At 61.7% G+C, this 16,803-nt stretch carries 17 protein-coding genes; 12 read left to right on the top strand and 5 right to left on the bottom strand.

All coding sequences use genetic code 11. The features are described 5' to 3' along the window. Positions 1-1,128, bottom strand: a complete 1,128-nt coding sequence (locus V3W39_RS11260) for an efflux RND transporter periplasmic adaptor subunit (RefSeq protein ID WP_177113573.1) — start codon at positions 1,126-1,128, stop codon at positions 1-3. 241 nt (positions 1,129-1,369) lie between these two features. Here V3W39_RS11260 and V3W39_RS11265 point away from each other — a divergent pair, with 241 nt between their 5' ends. After that, the gene (locus tag V3W39_RS11265) at positions 1,370-1,975 is read left to right on the top strand and encodes a TetR/AcrR family transcriptional regulator (protein ID WP_330212643.1); all 606 of its coding nucleotides are present in this window, start codon (positions 1,370-1,372) and stop codon (positions 1,973-1,975) included. A 194-nt stretch (positions 1,976-2,169) separates the two neighbouring features. Next, positions 2,170-2,628 carry an REP-associated tyrosine transposase gene (locus V3W39_RS11270; protein ID WP_177043081.1) on the top strand — a complete coding sequence of 153 codons (459 nt, stop codon included), beginning with the start codon at positions 2,170-2,172 and terminating at the stop codon, positions 2,626-2,628. Between the two features lie 115 nt (positions 2,629-2,743). Here the strand turns inward: V3W39_RS11270 and V3W39_RS11275 are convergent, their stop codons facing one another. Further along, positions 2,744-3,184, bottom strand: a complete 441-nt coding sequence (locus V3W39_RS11275) for a GlcG/HbpS family heme-binding protein (protein ID WP_177043080.1) — start codon at positions 3,182-3,184, stop codon at positions 2,744-2,746. Positions 3,185-3,451: 267 nt separating this feature from the next. Between V3W39_RS11275 and gcl the strand changes: the two genes are divergently transcribed. From gcl to V3W39_RS11315, 8 genes are all read left to right on the top strand, one after another. Continuing rightward, positions 3,452-5,227 (top strand): glyoxylate carboligase, encoded by a 1,776-nt coding sequence (gene gcl / locus V3W39_RS11280; RefSeq protein WP_063028181.1) that lies wholly within the window; start codon positions 3,452-3,454, stop codon positions 5,225-5,227. A 10-nt stretch (positions 5,228-5,237) separates the two neighbouring features. Continuing rightward, positions 5,238-6,020, top strand: a complete 783-nt coding sequence (gene hyi / locus V3W39_RS11285) for a hydroxypyruvate isomerase (RefSeq protein ID WP_330212644.1) — start codon at positions 5,238-5,240, stop codon at positions 6,018-6,020. A 164-nt stretch (positions 6,021-6,184) separates the two neighbouring features. Beyond that, positions 6,185-7,075, top strand: a complete 891-nt coding sequence (locus V3W39_RS11290) for a 2-hydroxy-3-oxopropionate reductase (RefSeq protein ID WP_010166211.1) — start codon at positions 6,185-6,187, stop codon at positions 7,073-7,075. Positions 7,076-7,263: 188 nt separating this feature from the next. Then, complete coding sequence (locus V3W39_RS11295) at positions 7,264-8,559, top strand: glycerate kinase type-2 family protein (RefSeq protein WP_330212645.1); 1,296 nt, start codon at positions 7,264-7,266, stop codon at positions 8,557-8,559. Further along, entirely contained in the window at positions 8,549-9,964 is a 1,416-nt protein-coding gene (gene pyk, locus V3W39_RS11300) for a pyruvate kinase (protein WP_177043076.1), read from the top strand. Before V3W39_RS11295 ends, pyk begins: the two co-directional genes overlap by 11 nt. Positions 9,965-10,085: 121 nt before the next feature. Beyond that, positions 10,086-10,961, top strand: coding sequence for an urea transporter (locus V3W39_RS11305; protein ID WP_330212646.1), 876 nt, complete (start codon positions 10,086-10,088; stop codon positions 10,959-10,961). Positions 10,962-10,992: 31 nt separating this feature from the next. Further along, entirely contained in the window at positions 10,993-11,817 is an 825-nt protein-coding gene (locus tag V3W39_RS11310) for an ion transporter (RefSeq protein WP_177043074.1), read from the top strand. Between the two features lie 105 nt (positions 11,818-11,922). After that, positions 11,923-12,927: a sulfate ABC transporter substrate-binding protein gene (locus V3W39_RS11315; RefSeq protein WP_330212647.1), complete on the top strand. Its 1,005-nt coding sequence runs from the start codon at positions 11,923-11,925 to the stop codon at positions 12,925-12,927. Between the two features lie 170 nt (positions 12,928-13,097). Here the strand turns inward: V3W39_RS11315 and V3W39_RS11320 are convergent, their stop codons facing one another. Further along, a complete protein-coding gene (locus tag V3W39_RS11320; RefSeq protein ID WP_330212648.1) occupies positions 13,098-13,712 on the bottom strand; it encodes a DUF5666 domain-containing protein in 615 nt (204 codons plus the stop codon). A gap of 177 nt (positions 13,713-13,889) precedes the next feature. On the opposite strand from V3W39_RS11320, the gene V3W39_RS11325 reads away from it, so the two are divergent. Continuing rightward, on the top strand, positions 13,890-15,086 hold the full coding sequence (locus V3W39_RS11325; protein WP_169385930.1) for an MFS transporter: 1,197 nt from the start codon (positions 13,890-13,892) through the stop codon (positions 15,084-15,086). 6 nt (positions 15,087-15,092) lie between these two features. Here V3W39_RS11325 and V3W39_RS11330 read toward each other — a convergent pair whose 3' ends face one another. Beyond that, positions 15,093-15,497, bottom strand: a complete 405-nt coding sequence (locus V3W39_RS11330) for a type II toxin-antitoxin system HicB family antitoxin (protein ID WP_010166194.1) — start codon at positions 15,495-15,497, stop codon at positions 15,093-15,095. Positions 15,498-15,518: 21 nt separating this feature from the next. Beyond that, positions 15,519-15,707: a type II toxin-antitoxin system HicA family toxin gene (locus V3W39_RS11335; protein WP_177087582.1), complete on the bottom strand. Its 189-nt coding sequence runs from the start codon at positions 15,705-15,707 to the stop codon at positions 15,519-15,521. A 216-nt stretch (positions 15,708-15,923) separates the two neighbouring features. Between V3W39_RS11335 and V3W39_RS11340 the strand changes: the two genes are divergently transcribed. Next, positions 15,924-16,802: a LysR family transcriptional regulator gene (locus tag V3W39_RS11340; RefSeq protein WP_330212649.1), complete on the top strand. Its 879-nt coding sequence runs from the start codon at positions 15,924-15,926 to the stop codon at positions 16,800-16,802. Position 16,803: the final 1 nt, after the last annotated feature.

Raw genomic sequence — 16,803 nt, forward strand, 5'->3', positions numbered from 1 at the left:
TCACTGGGCGACGACCTTCACGGCCGAACCGTCATCCAGTTTGTCGGCGCCTTCGGTGATCACCTGCTCGCCCGGCTTGACCCCATTCTCGAGCACCGCCGAGACATCGCCCATGGACGGGCCGGTCTTGATATTGCGCAGGCTGGCCTTGTCGCCATTCACCACGAACACGAAATCACCCTTGCTGCCATGCTGGATCGCCCGGGTGGGCACCACGGCAACCTGGGTCAAAGTGTCGGCCTTCAGGCGCGCATTGACGAATTGGTTGGGGAACAGCGCATTGCCCGAATCATCGAACTGCGCCTTGACCTTGATGGTGCCGGTGGTGGTATCCACCTGGTTATCCAGGGCCAACAGGCTGCCGGTGGCCAGCAAGGCTTTTTTATTGCGGTCGTAGGCCAGCACCGTCACGGCGCCACGGCCCAGGGCTTGATTGATTGCACCCAAGTCATCCTCGGGCACGGCGAACACCACGGTGGCCGGGTTCATCTGGGTAATCACCACGATGCCGGTGGTGCTGGTGGTGGTGACGTAGTTGCCGGGGTCTACCAGGCGCAGGCCCACCACGCCGTCGACGGGCGAGGTGATGGTGCAGTAACCGACCTGCACTTCAAGGTTCTGCACATTGCCCTGGTCGGCGGCCACGGTGCCCAACTGTTGCTGGACCAACGAAGCCTGGGTGTCGACGGTTTGCTGGCTGGTGGAACCGGCCTTGACCAGTTCGCGGTAGCGCGCCAGATCGCGCTGGGCATTGCTCAATACCGCCTGGTCGTGGGCCAGGGTGCCCTTGGCCACCGCCAGTTGGGCCTTGAGGGCACGGTCATCGATGCGCGCAATCACCTGGCCCTGGGTGACGTGCTGGCCTTCCTTGAACGCCACGCTGCTGAGGATGCCATCCACCTGGGTGACCACGGTCACACTGCGGGTGGGAGTGACGGTGCCGAGGGCGTCGATATACACCGGCACGTCCTGCAACACCACCGGCACCACGGCCACCGGTTCGCCGGGGGCGGGAGGCCGGCCTTTGTGCCCGCCTGCAAAGAAGTGCAAACCCAGGGCAATCAACAACGCTACCAGTAACAACGTGCCAACTGCCCAGGCGAACGTACGTCGTCTGCTTTTCTCCACGGGTTTCTCTCTCGAACGCCGAAATCAGGAAGGGGCGGCCAGGCTAAATGGCCGCTCGCTGCCTGAACTCTAGCAGCGCGTACAGCTCATGCCTGTACGACCGTGAATGCGTTCAGCATCAAGACAGACAAAGTCAGCTGGGCGCCCCGCCACGCAAGGGCTGCAGCACGATTCTTGAGCCCTGCGCAAAGCCGGTGCTACCATGCCCGACCGCCTGTCTTGGCAAGGAATGACCTGGTCTATGAGCACCATTCGCGAGCGCAACAAAGAACTGATCCTGCGGGCTGCCAGTGAGGAGTTTGCCGACAAGGGCTTCGCCGCGACCAAAACCAGCGACATCGCCGCCAAGGCCGGGCTGCCCAAGCCCAACGTCTACTACTACTTCAAGTCCAAGGACAACCTCTACCGCGAGGTGCTCGAAAGCATTATCGAGCCGATCCTGGCGGCCTCCACGCCGTTCAATCCCGATGGCGACCCTTCGGCCGTGCTGAGCGGGTACATCCGCTCGAAAATCTGCATCTCCCGGGATTTGCCGTTTGCCTCGAAAGTGTTCGCCAGTGAAATCATGCACGGCGCCCCGCACCTGAGCCCGGAGCAGGTGGACCAGTTGAATGCCCAGGCCAAGCACAACATCGACTGCATCCAGAGCTGGGTGGATCGGGGGCTGATTGCGCCGATTGATCCGCATCACCTGATGTTCAGCATCTGGGCGGCAACGCAGACGTATGCGGATTTTGACTGGCAGATTTCGGCGGTGACCGGGAAGGTCAAGCTGGATGAGGCGGATTACGAGGCGGCGGCGCAGACGATTATTCGGTTGGTGCTTAAAGGGTGTGAGCCGGACTGAAGAGCATCGCAGGCAAGCCAGCTCCCACAGTGGATTTGTGCCAGACACAGAATGTATGAACGACAGAAGTCCCCTGTGGGAGCGGGCTTGCCCGCGATAGCTATCTCCCGGACACATCCTGCCAAAACCTGGAACACCCCTTAAAACATTCCCATCTAGCCTTTCAGAACTCAATTCTGCAAAGGGGCAACGGAATGCCTGATCTACCCGCATCATGTCGTCTGCGCACAGGGCGCTATAACGAATCCAACCGCATTTATCTTCTGACCAGCAACACACTGCATCGCGAGCCCATATTCAGCGACTTCAAGCTGGGCAGACTGGTGGTACAGCAGTTCAGAATTGCCCAAAGCCAACGCCTGGCAACCTCATTGGCCTGGGTGGTGATGCCTGATCATTTTCACTGGTTGATTTCGCTGGAAAACGGTTCGCTGTCGGACCTTATGCGCCAGGTCAAATCCAAAAGTACCCGAATTGTAAATGCTGTTGCCGGGCGTCAAGGGCGCCTTTGGCAACCGGGCTTCCATGATCATGCCGTGCGGCGTGAAGAAAGCCTTGAGGGCATAGCCCGGTATATCGTGGCCAACCCTTTGAGAGCGGGGCTCGTGAAGAAATTTGGCGACTACCCTCTGTGGGATGCGATCTGGGTTTGACTGGAGACCGAGTCGCCGCCATCGCGGGCAAGCCCGCTCCCACATTTTGATTTGTGAATACATTCAACTGTGGGAGCGGACTTGCCTGCGATGACTATCCATCAGTCACCTCAAATCAAGCAGACACCCCAGCATCCGCCAACAACCCCACCCCCTCGATCGCACTGATCGCACACTGCTCATCAATATCCGACGTATCCCCGCTGATCCCGATCGCGCCCAGCACCACTCCCGCCTGATCCCGAATCAACACCCCGCCCGGCGCCGGTACCACGCTGCCCTGCCCCAGGCTGTTCAACGCCGCAATAAACGCTGGCCGCTGCTGCGCATCCAGCGCCAGCAAGCGCGAACCCTTGCCCAGGGCAATCGCGCCCCAGGCCTTGCCTATGGCGATCTGCGGGCGCAGCAGGCTCGCGCCATCCTCGCGCTGCAACGTAATCAAATGCCCGCCACTGTCGAGTACCGCAATGGTCAGCGGCGCCGCCGAAATGGCGCGGCCTGCGGTGATGGCATGGCTGGCCAGGCTGACTGCGACTTTCAAGGTTAAAGCGCTCATGGGTGCCGTCCTTATCTTGTTATGGGAAAGCCGTGGGGCTCTGTTTGATCAGAAGCCGGATTCAACAAATAGAACACAATAGATTTATTTTTTGTATACAATATTTCGAAACATACGCACCACACGTCGAAATATTCCTGTCCAGAAGCCTTCCGACGAACGTAAAGGCCACCCAAGAAAATGGATTGACCTGCCCCGCTCGCCGTGAATACACTTCGGACCAACACCACTTGTATACAATTACAAAACGCAAGAGGCACCAAAACCATGAGCAAAATGAGAGCAATCGAAGCCGCTGTCCTGGTGATGCGCCGTGAAGGGGTCGACACCGCCTTCGGTATCCCGGGCGCCGCGATCAACCCGCTGTATTCGGCCTTGCAGAAGGTCGGTGGCATCGATCACGTCCTTGCTCGCCACGTTGAAGGCGCCTCGCACATGGCCGAGGGCTACACCCGCACCAAGGCCGGCAACATCGGCGTGTGCATCGGCACTTCGGGCCCGGCGGGCACCGACATGGTCACCGGCCTGTACAGCGCCTCGGCCGACTCGATCCCGATCCTGTGCATCACCGGCCAGGCGCCACGGGCACGGATGCACAAGGAAGACTTCCAGGCCGTGGATATCACCAGCATCGTCAAGCCGGTGACCAAGTGGGCGACCACCGTCCTGGAACCCGGCCAGGTGCCGTATGCCTTCCAGAAAGCCTTCTACGAAATGCGCTCCGGCCGCCCGGGCCCGGTGTTGATCGACCTGCCGTTCGACGTGCAAATGGCCGAGATCGAATTCGACATCGATGCCTACCAGCCGCTGCCCCTGGCCAAGCCGTTGGCCACCCGCATCCAGGTGGAAAAGGCCCTGGCCCTGCTGGACCAGGCCGAACGCCCGTTGCTGGTGAGCGGTGGTGGCGTGATCAACGCCGACGCCAGCGAACTGCTGGTGGAGTTCGCCGAGTTAACCGGTATCCCGGTAATCCCGACCCTGATGGGCTGGGGCACGATCCCGGACGATCACCCGCAGATGGTGGGCATGGTCGGCCTGCAAACGTCCCACCGTTATGGCAACGCCACGATGCTGAAATCGGACGTGGTGCTGGGCATCGGTAACCGCTGGGCCAACCGTCACACCGGTTCGGTGGAGGTGTACACCGAGGGCCGCAAGTTCATTCACGTGGACATCGAGCCGACGCAAATCGGCCGCGTGTTCACCCCGGACCTGGGCATCGTTTCCGACGCCGGTTCCGCCCTGACCATGTTCATTGAAGTGGCCCGCGAGTGGAAAGCCGCCGGCAAGCTCAAGGACCGCAGCGCCTGGCTCCACGACTGCCAGCAGCGCAAGGCCACCCTGCACCGCAAGACCCACTTCGACAACGTGCCGGTCAAGCCGCAACGGGTATACGAAGAGATGAACCAGGTGTTCGGCAAAGACACCTGCTACGTCAGCACCATCGGCCTGTCGCAGATTGCCGGCGCGCAGTTCCTGCACGTCTATAAACCCCGCCACTGGATCAACTGCGGCCAGGCCGGCCCGCTCGGCTGGACCATCCCGGCAGCGCTGGGCGTGGTCAAGGCAGACCCGACCCGCAAAGTCGTGGCGTTGTCCGGCGACTATGACTTCCAGTTCATGATCGAAGAGCTGGCCGTGGGCGCGCAGTTCAAGCTGCCGTACATCCACGTGGTGGTGAACAACTCCTACCTGGGGCTGATCCGCCAGGCCCAGCGCGGGTTTGAAATGGACTACTGCGTGCAGCTGTCCTTCGACAACCTCAACGCGCCGGAACTCAACGGTTATGGCGTGGACCACGTGGCCGTCGCCGAAGGCCTGGGTTGCAAGGCCCTGCGCGTGTTCGAGCCGGGTCAGATCCAGCCGGCACTGCGCAAGGCCCAGGAGATGATCGAGGAGTTCAAGGTGCCGGTGATCGTCGAGATCATTCTGGAGCGGGTGACCAATATTTCCATGGGCACCGAGATCAACGCCGTCAACGAATTCGAAGATCTGGCACTGGTGGGCAACGACGCGCCGACTGCTATTTCACTGCTCGATTAAGGAGAACCCCATGCCGCGTTTTGCCGCCAACCTGTCCATGCTGTTTACCGAACAGGACTTTCTTGCCCGTTTCAAAGCCGCCGCCGACGCGGGGTTCAGTGGTGTGGAATACCTGTTTCCCTATGAATTCAGCTCGGCTGAAATCAAGGCGCAACTCGATGCCCACGGCCTGACCCAAGTGCTGTTCAACCTGCCGGCCGGTGACTGGGCCAAGGGCGAACGCGGCCTGGCGTGCCACCCGGACCGGGTCGAGGAGTTCCGCGCCGGGGTCAACCTGGCCATCGCCTACGCCCAGGTGCTGGGCAATACCCAGATCAACTGCCTGGCGGGGATTCGTCCTGCCGGTGTGGATGACGCCACCCTGGAAAAAACCTTCGTCGCCAACCTCAAGTACGCCGCCGATAAGCTGCAAGCGGTGGGCATCAAGCTTGTGATGGAGATGATCAACACCCGCGACATTCCGGGCTTCTACCTCAACAACACGGCGCAGGCCCTGTCGATTCGCGAGCAGGTGGGCAGCGCCAACCTGTTCCTGCAATACGACATCTATCACATGCAAATCATGGAAGGCGACCTCTCCCGCACCATGGCGAACCACCTGGATGAGATCAACCACATCCAGCTGGCCGACAACCCGGGGCGCAACGAGCCGGGCACCGGTGAAATCAACTACCGCTTCCTGTTCGAACATTTGGACCGCATTGGTTATCAGGGTTGGGTCGGCTGTGAGTACAAGCCGTTGACCACGACTGAAGCCGGGCTTGGCTGGCTCAAAAGCCACAACGCGATCTGACTGAACAACACAAAACCCAATGTGAAAGCAGGGCTTGTGTGGGAGCTGGCTTGCCTGCGACGCAGGCAACTCGGTCTCTCAGTTAAACCGAGGTGATGCCATCGCAGGCAAGCCAGCTCCCACAAAAAGCAGCTCTCACATCGAATAAAGAGAGGATTTTCGTCATGGCTAAAATCGGATTTATCGGCACCGGCATCATGGGCCAACCCATGGCCGCCAACCTGCAAAAGGCCGGTCACCAACTGTTCCTGTCCGAGCATCACGGCAAGGCCCCGGCTGAACTGATCAACGCGGGCGCGGTGGCCCTGGCCAACCCGCAGCAAGTGGCCCAGGAAGCCGAATTCATCATCGTCATGGTGCCCGACACCCCGCAGGTCGACGATGTGCTGTTCCGTGCCGACGGCGTTGCCGCAGGCCTGGGGCCGAACAAAGTGGTGATCGACATGAGCTCGATCTCGCCCACCGCCACCAAAGCCTTTGCCGCGAAGATCAACGAGACCGGCGCGCGCTACCTCGACGCCCCGGTGTCCGGTGGTGAAGTCGGTGCCAAGGCCGGCACCCTGAGCATCATGATCGGCGGCGACCCGCACACCTTCGAACGCGCCCTGCCGCTGTTCCAGGCCATGGGCAAGAACATCACCCTGGTGGGCGGCAATGGCGATGGCCAGACTGCCAAGGTGGCCAACCAGATCATCGTCGCCCTGAACATCCAGGCGGTGGCCGAAGCGCTGCTGTTCGCCTCGAAAAACGGTGCCGACCCGGCCAAGGTGCGTGAAGCGCTGATGGGTGGTTTTGCTTCCTCGAAAATCCTCGAAGTGCATGGCGAACGGATGATCAAGGGCACCTTCGACCCGGGCTTCCGCATCAACCTGCACCAGAAGGATTTGAACCTGGCGCTGGCGGGTGCCAAGGAGCTGGGGATCAACCTGCCGAACACCGCCGGTACGCAACAGGTGTTCAGCACCTGCACGGCCATCGGTGGCGGCAACTGGGACCACTCGGCGCTGATCAAGGGCCTGGAGCATATGGCGAATTTTTCGATTCGCGATAAGTAAACAACAGCGCCCCTGCCTTGGAATGCAATCAAGTGTGGGAGCTGGCTTGCCTGCGATAGCGGTCGTTCAGACACCGACTCATCGCCTGACACACCGCTATCGCAGGCAAGCCAGCTCCCACATTTTTGACCGCGTTTTACATCGAGTTTGATGTACCTCTAATAACAAGAACCCCCGGGAGCCCGCTTATGTCGGTCGATCCGCAACACCTGCTTCGCGAGCTGTTTGCCACAGCCATCGACGCCGCCTACCCCCGGCAAGTCCTCGAACCCTATCTACCCGCCGACCGCAGCGGCCGTGTCATCGTGATCGGTGCCGGCAAAGCCGCCGCCGCCATGGCCCTGGTGGTGGAAAACTGCTGGCAAGGCGAAGTCTGCGGCCTGGTGGTCACCCGCTACGGCCACGGCGCACCCTGCAAGAAAATCGAAGTGGTCGAAGCCGCACACCCGGTTCCGGATGCCGCCGGCCAAGCCGTGGCCAAGCGTGTGCTGGAGTTGATCAGTAACCTGGGCGAAGACGACCGCGTGATCTTCCTGCTCTCCGGCGGTGGCTCTGCGTTGCTCGCCCTTCCGGCCGCCGGCATCACCCTGGCGGACAAGCAAGCGATCAACAAAGCCCTGCTCAAATCCGGCGCCACCATTGGCGAGATGAACTGCGTGCGCAAGCACCTCTCGGCAATCAAGGGCGGCCGCCTCGCCCGGGCAAGCTGGCCGGCCACGGTCTACACCTACGCGATTTCCGATGTGCCGGGCGACCAGGCCACGGTCATCGCTTCCGGCCCCACCGTCGGCGACCCCAGCACCTCGCAGCAGGCGCTGGCGATCCTCAAGCGCTACCAGATTGAAATCCCGGCGTCGGTGCGCACCTGGCTGCAAAGCCCGGAGTCGGAGACGGTCAAGCCCGGCGACCCGGTGCTCGCCCGCAGCCATTTCCAACTGATCGCCCGCCCGCAGCAATCCCTGGAAGCGGTGGCGGTGAAAGTCCGCCAGGCCGGTTTCAGCCCGTTGATCCTCGGCGACCTGGAAGGCGAAGCGCGGGACGTGGCCAAGGTGCACGCCGGTATCGCCCGGCAAATCATCCAGCACGGCCAGCCGCTGGCAGCGCCTTGCGTGATCCTTTCCGGCGGTGAAACCACCGTGACCGTGCGCGGCAATGGCCGTGGCGGGCGCAATGCCGAATTCCTGCTGAGCCTCACCGACAGCCTCAAGGGCCTGCCCGGCGTCTACGCCCTGGCGGGTGACACCGACGGCATCGACGGCTCCGAAGACAACGCCGGCGCGATCATGACGCCCACCAGTTACGCCCGCGCCGAAGCCCTGGGCCTGAGCGCCAGCGATGAGCTGGACAACAACAATGGCTACGGCTACTTCGCGGCCCTCGACGGCTTGATCATCACCGAGCCGACCCGCACCAACGTCAACGATTTTCGCGCCATTCTGATTCTTGAAAGTCCTGAAAGAGAGTCCCCTGAACATGACGCCTGACAAGAAGGTCAAAATCCTCGCCACGCTGGGCCCGGCCACCGACAGCATCGATGACATCCGCGAACTGGTGGAAGCCGGGGTGAACATCTTCCGCCTGAATTTCAGCCACGGTGATCACGCCGATCATGCCCAGCGCTACCAGTGGATTCGCCAGGTGGAGCGCCAGCTCAATTATCCCCTCGGCATCCTCATGGACCTGCAAGGCCCGAAGCTGCGGGTCGGGCGTTTTGCCGAAGGCAAGGTGCAACTGATTCGCGGCCAGGCCCTGCGCCTGGACCTGGACCCGACACCCGGTGACCAGCGGCGGGTCAACCTGCCGCACCCGGAAATCATCGCGGCCCTGAAGCCCGGCATGGACCTGCTGCTGGACGACGGCAAGCTGCGCCTGCGGGTGATCACCAAGCACGTGGATGCCATCGACACCACCGTACTCAATGGCGGTGAACTGTCGGACCGCAAAGGCGTGAACGTGCCCCAGGCATTGCTCGAACTCAGCCCGCTGACCGCCAAGGACCGCCGCGACCTGAGTTTCGGCCTGGAACTGGGGGTGGACTGGGTGGCGCTGTCGTTTGTGCAACGCCCGGAAGACATCCGCGAAGCCCGGGAATTGATCGGCGACAAGGCGTTCCTGATGGCCAAGATCGAGAAGCCATCGGCGGTGCAGCACCTGCAGGAAATCGCCGCGCTGAGCGACGCGATCATGGTCGCCAGAGGGGACCTGGGGGTGGAAGTGCCGGCGGAAAGCGTGCCGCAAATCCAGAAGGACATCATTGGTGTGTGCCGTCAGTTGGGTAAGCCGGTGGTGGTGGCCACGCAGATGCTTGAGTCGATGCGCTTCTCACCGGCACCGACCCGTGCCGAGGTCACGGACGTGGCCAACGCAGTGGCGGAAGGCGCGGATGCGGTGATGCTCTCGGCGGAAACCGCTTCCGGCGAATACCCGCTGGAGGCCGTGCTGATGATGAGCAAGATCATTCGCCAGGTGGAAAACGGCCCGGACTACCAGACCCAGCTGGACGTCAGCCGGCCCAAGGCCGATGCCACGGTATCGGACGCCATCAGCTGCGCGATTCGGCGTATCAGCAGCATCCTGCCGGTGGCGGTGCTGGTGAACTACAGCGAGTCGGGCAGCTCCAGCCTGCGGGCGGCGCGGGAACGGCCGGCGGTGCCGATCCTGAACCTGACGCCGAACCTGTCCACGGCGCGTCGGTTAAGCGTGGCGTGGGGCGTGCATTCGGTGGTGAATGACCGATTGCGGCAGGTGGATGAGGTGTGTTCCACGGCGCTGGAGATTGCCCAGGCACAGGGTATGGCGCAGCGTGGGGACACGTTGGTGATTACCGCGGGGGTGCCGTTCGGGCAGCCGGGGTCGACCAACTCGCTACGGATAGAGACGTTGATCTAGCGCCTGTAAGGGCCTCATCGCGGGCAAGCCCGGCTCCCACATTTTGATTTGTGAACCCGTTCAAATGTGGGAGCTGGCTTGCCTGCGATGGGGGCAACTCGGTCCCTCAGACTCACCCACCATGCCCAACCAACCCTGCCCCGACTGGGCCGAAGCCCTGCTCAACGGCTTCAGCCAGATTTTCCTCCAGCGCCACCCGCTGTGCGGCCTGCTCTGCCTGCTGGCAATCCTGATCGGCGCCCCGGCCCTGCTCGGCGGTGCGCTGCTGGGCGGTGTCGCCGGCCTGCTGACGGCCCAGCGTCGCGGCTACCCCAAGGCCGAGCGCCAGGCCGGCCTCTATAGCTACAACGGTGTGCTGCTGGGCTTGCTGATCAGCCAGCACTTCACCTGGTCGGCACTCTTGCCGCCGTTGATCCTCGCCTGCGGCGGCCTCAGTGCCATCCTCACCCGACAATGGCTCAAACGCGCCGCCAACCCCGACGACCTGCCCGCCTATACCGCACCGTTTGTGGTGCTCGGCTGGCTGCTGCTGGGCACCACGGCGCCCGCCGCATTCGCCGCCAGCGAACCCGGCACCTGGGCCCTGCTCTGCGCGCCGTTTAATGGCCTTGCCCAAGTCATCCTGCTGGATCAGCCCCTGGCCGGTCTGTTGATCGCCGTCGGCCTTTTAATCGCCAGCCGCCGCGCTGCACTGTGGGCGCTGACCGGTGCCAGTCTCGGCGTGCTGCTCGCCCTGTTGATGGACGAACCCGCCAGCGCCCTGCTCGGGCTGCACAGCTATAACCCGGCGCTGGCCGCCCTGGCCCTCAGCCAGCATCGGCGCCAACCCTGGCTGCCGTTGATCGGCATTCTGCTGGCGATCATTCTCACGCCTGGCTTCACCGGCCTGAACCTGCCCGCGCTGACCGCACCGTTTATCCTCGCCACCTGGCTGGTGCGCGCCAGTCACCGGGTGATGCAGAAAACCCGCATGGACAGCCCCTTCGAATCCCCCTAGGCTTCGCTGATCTTCGATTCAGGCGACTTCAATGGACAGCAACAAACACTGGCGTGAACGTCTCTACGTCATGGTTTTTCAAAGCGACACCCCGGCCGGCCGACGCTTCGACAGCACCCTGCTGCTGATCATCCTCGCCAGCCTTGTGATCGTGATCCTCGACAGCATCCAGGCGGTCCACGACAACTACGCCAACGTGCTGGCGTATATCGAGTGGGGCTTCACCATCATCTTCGCCATCGAGTACGGCCTGCGGCTGTATTGCTCGCCCAAGCCGTTGCGCTACGCCTTCAGCTTTTATGGGCTGGTGGATTTGCTGGCCATCGTGCCCGGGATCCTGGCGCTGTATTACAGCGATGCGCAGTACCTGTTGATCATCCGCATCATCCGGATGCTGCGGATCTTCCGCGTGCTCAAGCTTGGCCCGTACCTCAAGCAGGCCAACTACCTGATGTCGGCGCTGCGGGGCAGCAAGCAGAAGATCGTGGTGTTCCTGGTCAGCGTCTGCACCCTGGTCACGGTGTTCGGCACCCTGATGTACGTGATCGAAGGCCCGGAACACGGCTTTACCAGCATTCCCAAAGGCATCTATTGGGCGATCGTGACCCTCACCACCGTGGGCTTTGGCGATATCGTGCCGAAGACCCCGCTGGGCCAGGTGATCTCGTCGCTGGTGATGATCACCGGTTACTCGATCATCGCGGTGCCCACCGGGATCTTCACCGCCGAACTGGCCAACGCGATGCGCGGCGAACAGCTGCAGACGGATTGCCCGGTGTGCAAGAAAAACAGCCATGAGCCCAATGCAGCGTTTTGCTCACGGTGTGGCAGCGCGCTTTTCAAGAAAGTGGAATAAGCAAAGTTCTTTTTAATCTTTAAGCGACTATGCGCCCGCCGTTATAGTCGCTGGCATATTGCCCCTATGTGTCCCAAAACCTTCTCGAACAACAAGGAATGAGCAGTGAAAAAACTCGTTAGTGCCTCTCTCCTGGCCGCCGGCCTCGCACTGGCTGGCGTCGTCCAGGCCGCCCCGGTCACCCTGCTCAACGTCTCCTATGACGTGATGCGCGACTTCTACAAGGACTACAACGCCGCCTTCCAGAAACACTGGGCAGCCGAGCACCCGGACGACAAGCTGACCCTGCAGATGTCCTTCGGTGGTTCGAGCAAACAAGCGCGCTCGGTGATCGACGGCCTGCCGGCTGACGTGATCACCATGAACATGGCCACCGACATCAACGCCCTGGCAGACAACGGCAAACTGGTACCCGACAACTGGGTCACCCGCCTGCCGAACAACAGCGCGCCGTTCACCTCGGCCACGGTGTTCATCGTGCGTAAAGGCAACCCGAAAGCCCTGAAAGACTGGCCGGACCTGATCAAGGATGGCGTACAAGTCATCGTGCCCAACCCGAAGACCTCCGGTAATGGCCGCTACACCTACCTGTCGGCCTGGGGTTATGTGCTGAAGAACGGCGGCGACGAGGAAAAGGCCAAGAAGTTTGTCGGCGACCTGTTCAAACACGCGCCCGTGCTGGACACCGGTGGCCGTGCGGCGACCACCACGTTCATGACCAACCAGATCGGCGACGTGCTGGTGACGTTTGAAAACGAAGCCGAAATGATCGCCCGTGAATTCGGGCGTGATCAGTTCGAAGTGATCTACCCAAGCGTTTCCGCTGAAGCCGAGCCACCGGTGTCGATCGTCGACAAAGTGGTCGAGAAGAAAGGCACCAAAGTGGCTGCCGAGGAATACCTGAAATACCTGTGGTCGCCGGAAGGCCAGGAAATTGCTGCCAACAACTACCTGCGTCCACGTGACCCGAAAGTGCTGGCCAAATACACCGACCGTTTCCCGAAAGTCGACTTCCTGTCGGTCGAGAAGACCTTTGGTGACTGGCGTACCGTGCAAAAGACCCACTTCAATGATGGTGGGGTTTTTGACCAGATCTACAGCGGGCAGTAATCCGCTCTGACTGAAAAAATGCAGTCCAGTGTGGGAGCTGGCTTTTGTGGGAGCCGGGCTTGCCCGCGATAGCCTCACCTCGGTTTGTCTGATAGACCGAGGTGCCTGCATCGCGGGCAAGCCCGGCTCCCACACAAGCCCGCTCCCACATTTGGTTCAGTGCTCAGCGGTTACATCGGCGGCGTCACGCCATCCTTGCCCGCAGAAATCGCCTGGGCCGTCACACTCCCATCCGCGCCCTTCGCCGCAAACATCACCACCTTCACCCCCGGCTTCAGCAAGCTGCGATCACCCGGCTCCAGGTTGACGATCGGCACATCATCCGGCACCACGATCTTCTGCTCGCCGCCCTTGTACTTCACGGTCAACGTCCGGCCATGGCTCACCACCAGGTCACCCACGGTGCCGTTGGTCATGCTGCTGCCTTCCTTCAGGTCGAACGCACGGTGCCCGTCACCGGTACCCGCCATGGCCGGTGGAAACACATGCACTTCCAGCGCCGTCAGGGTGCCATCCGCGTTGGGCATGGCCGCCGAACCGATGTAACTGCCGGGCTTGATATCTTCAATCTTCGCCAGGGTAACGGCGCGCACCAGCGTGTCCTTGGTCAGGTGCACGGTGACGTCTTCACCGCTGTTGACCTTGACCTGCATCGCATCGCCGTCCAGCGCGGTGATCGCACCTCGCACGCCGACACGCGGCGCATCCTGGGCCTGGGCAGCCCCCACGGTCATCAGCGCGGCCAGGCTTGAGGCCAGGAGCATCTTGTTGAAAGTCATCTTCATGGCAGTCGATTTCCTGTTTATGCAGTTGTGACTGAATGTATCATCGACCTTCAGCCCGAAAGTTAACGTTTCAGTCATTAATGCCCGGCATAAGTGTTATCACCCCAAACGGGCTACTCCCGCCCCGGGCCAGTCTTTAATCTCGCTCGCCTCTTTCTTCGCTTTTATGAGAACGCCATGAACGCTACGCCCCACGCTACAAGCACCATGACCCGAGGCATGGTGATGCTGTTTGCGTTCTGTTGCGGCGCCATCGTCGCCAACATCTACTACGCCCAACCGATCATCGAGCTGATTGCGCCGGACATCGGCCTCACGCCGGCCATGGCCAGCCTGATCGTGTCCCTGACCCAGATCGGCTATGCCCTGGGCCTGTTCTTCCTGGTGCCGCTGGGCGACCTGCTGGAAAACCGCCGGCTGATGATCATCACCACCGTGGTGGCCATCGCCAGCCTCCTGGGCGCAGCCTTCACCGAGCAGCCGAACCTGTTCCTGCTGGTGTCGCTGCTGATCGGCTTCAGCTCGGTGTCGGTGCAAATCCTGATTCCCCTGGCGGCGCACCTGGCACCGGCTGAATCCCGTGGCCGGGTGGTCGGCAGCATCATGGGCGGCTTGCTGCTGGGCATCCTGCTGGCCCGGCCTGTGTCCAGCGTGGTGGCCGACCACTTCGGCTGGCGCGCCATGTTCATGGCTGCCGCGGCCCTGATGGCGTTTATCAGCGTGGTGCTGATGCTGACCATCCCCAAGCGCCAACCCGATCACGCCGCCAGCTACGGCCAGTTGCTCGGCTCGCTGGGCACCTTGCTGCGTCGCCAGCCGGTGCTGCGCCAGCGGGCGTTTTACCAGGGCTGCATGTTCGCTACCTTCAGCCTGTTCTGGACCGCCGCCCCACTGGAACTGTCCCGCAACCATGGCCTGAGCCAAAGCCAGATCGCCCTGTTTGCCCTGGTGGGTGCCCTGGGCGCCATCGCCGCGCCCATCGCCGGGCGCCTGGCGGATGCCGGCCACACCCACCGCGCCTCACTGCTGGCGATGCTGTTTGCCGCGTTGAGCTTCCTGCCCGCCTTCGTACACCCGCTGTACAGCGTGATTGGCCTGGCGGTAACCGGCGTGGTCCTGGACTTCTGCGTGCAGATGAACATGGTCCTCGGCCAACGCGCCATCTACGCCCTCGACGCCAACAGCCGCAGCCGGCTGAACGCGCTGTACATGACCAGCATCTTCATCGGCGGCGCCTTCGGGTCGGCGATTGCCAGCAGCGTGTACGAACACGGCGGCTGGCTGGGGGTGATGCTGGTGGGCAGCGCGTTCCCGCTGGTGGCCTTGCTGCGCTTCTTGAGTGCATCGCGGCAAGGGGCGGTGGCCACCGCCTAGTCAAACTTACAACCGCACCAACTTCTCCAAAGCCGCATCCGCCAGAAATGACGAGCGGCTTTTTACTTTGTGCTCGCGCACATAGCGGTCGATACGCTGGATCACATAGCCGGGCAAGGTCACGTTGACCTTCTCGGTCTTGCCCAGATAGGGCGAAATGTCGAGTTCCAACATCCCCCAGCCCATCCCCGCGTATTCCTCATTGTCATGATGGGCGGCCACCGACGTTGGCATCGGAATCACCCGACCTTCTGCCGCGATCTCCTGCAGCATGATGTGCGCCACCTCGACGGCGGCGTTGTACGCCTCTTCAAAGCTGTCCCCGGCGGTCACAGCGCCCGGAATATCGGGGATCTGAATACCGGTGGCGACAAAGTCATCGCCCCATTCGATACAGATTGGGTATTGCATGGAAAATCTCCTTAAACCGTCCTAAAACGAAAACAGCCCGGCACGTTTCCTGATACTTCGCACGGTGCCCAGGGGCAGATCCTTCTTGGGATGGGGCACCGGTATCGTGTACGGGTTATAGCGATGGGTGAAAAGATGATGGCTGCCCGTCACCCGATCCAGCACCCAACCTGCCTCTTGCAGCTCTTTGATCAATAGCCTGCTTTGCACCACAGCCTCCTTGCTCCGGCCTGAATAAAAGTAACTCTAGAGTTATCTTTACTCAAGCACAGAATTCGTCAGTCTGACTGGTGGCTGTTTTACTGGATGTTGGAAACCCATCAATTCATGCCCTTAGGGAATGAATTCTATGCCAACCGACTGACTTCCCCCCTTATCCCAAAGGCCCCATGATTCCCGAAACGCCACCGCCAAAAGGACATCCCGATGGACCGCCTCACCGCCATGGAAACCTTCGTTCACGTCGTGGAGACAGGCTCGTTTTCCTCTGCTGCCAAACGCATGGGCATTGGCCAGCCCGCCGTGTCCAAAGGCATTGCCCAACTGGAAGCCCGGCTGGCGGTCAGGTTGCTGATGCGTTCCACCCGGGGACTGACGCCCACCGAGGCGGGCCTGGCGTTTTTTGAGAAGGCCAAGCGCGCTGTCGACGACGCCAACGATGCCGACGACGCCGCCCGGGGCGCCAGCAATGGGCTGTCGGGCACCCTGCGCATCAGCGCGGGCGTGACTTTTTGCCGTTTACAGATCATTCCCAACCTGGGGCCGTTCCTTGAGCAACACCCCGGCCTGAACGTCGACGTCGTACTCGACGACCGCCTGCTCAATCTGGTGGAAGAAGGTATCGACGTCGCACTGCGCATCGGCAACCTGAGTGACTCCGGCCTGACGGCCCGCAAGATTGGCCAAAGCCCCTGCCGGATTTTTGGCACGCCCGCCTACTTTGAACGCCATGGCGAACCCCGCTCCCCAGCAGACCTCCTGCACCACCAGGCAGTGATCTATAGCTTGAGCGAAAGCACCTGCTGGACCTTCACTCAAGGTGCCCATCAATACCCGGTGGTCGCTCACGGGCGCCTGCGCGTCACGTCCTCCGAAGGCATCCGCGCAGGGGTGCTGTCTCACCTGGGTGTGGCGATGACTGCCGAATGGATGTTCCTGCCGGAGATCGCCAGTGGCGAGGTCAAGGCAGTCCTCACCGACTGGGAACTGCCGCCACGGGACTTGTGGGCCGTGTTGCCCACAGGCCGGATGATCAGTGCGAAGGCCCGGGCGTTTATCGAGTTCGTGGAGGGCGTGTTGCGCTGAT

The sequence above is a fragment of the Pseudomonas sp. Z18(2022) genome, from assembly GCF_036346535.1.
GTDB classification, from domain to species: domain Bacteria; phylum Pseudomonadota; class Gammaproteobacteria; order Pseudomonadales; family Pseudomonadaceae; genus Aquipseudomonas; species Aquipseudomonas yamanorum_A.